Below are 524 nucleotides of genomic sequence, written 5' to 3'. Positions count from 1 at the left end.
CACCTTAATGCGGCGTTATGAGCCAGCTCTATACGTGACTTGGGTTGAGAAATTTCAAATATCTTATGAAATAGAATGCTATGAGGAATAACCTCAAGGTAATCAATTGAGAGAGCGTAAAGTCATGTTGGAGCGAATAGAAAAAGTACTAGATCTTAATGACATTGCTTATGAAAGCAGTGAAAGTACCATGTATATAAAACTTGGTGGCCTTAGTTCAAGAGTCCAAATTAAGTATGACTATACGAACAACACCTACAAGTTTAGTTGTGGGGAATTGAGAATGTTCATTTCCAGTGTCATCTTCTTTTGTGTGGCATTTAACATGCTCTCTCAAGGAGCGCTGGGGTTATGGAATGGATATGCAGCAGGTCTAATGTTTGCTATAGCCATTGGTAATCTGTTTTCGGTGATATCAACGAACGTACAAATGTTAGATTTACGAGCACAATTCCGTCAGGAAGGCGTGTACTTAAAATCAGGCTCATAACAAGGCGTTTAAGGCGGACTCACAACGCTTTGCG

At 39.7% G+C, this 524-nt stretch carries 1 protein-coding gene; it reads left to right on the top strand.

Annotated features, from left to right (window positions below):
• The first annotated feature begins 106 nt into the window (after nucleotides 1–106).
• Nucleotides 107–490, top strand: a complete 384-nt coding sequence (locus tag ACQEXU_RS22025; RefSeq protein ID WP_427012303.1) for a hypothetical protein — start codon at nucleotides 107–109, stop codon at nucleotides 488–490.
• The last annotated feature ends 34 nt before the right edge of the window (nucleotides 491–524 follow it).

The organism is Vibrio sp. TRT 21S02 (assembly GCF_050113675.1).
Lineage (GTDB): Bacteria > Pseudomonadota > Gammaproteobacteria > Enterobacterales > Vibrionaceae > Vibrio.
Note: the sequence above shows the minus strand (reverse complement) of the source record. Positions and strands in the feature narration are given on the sequence as shown.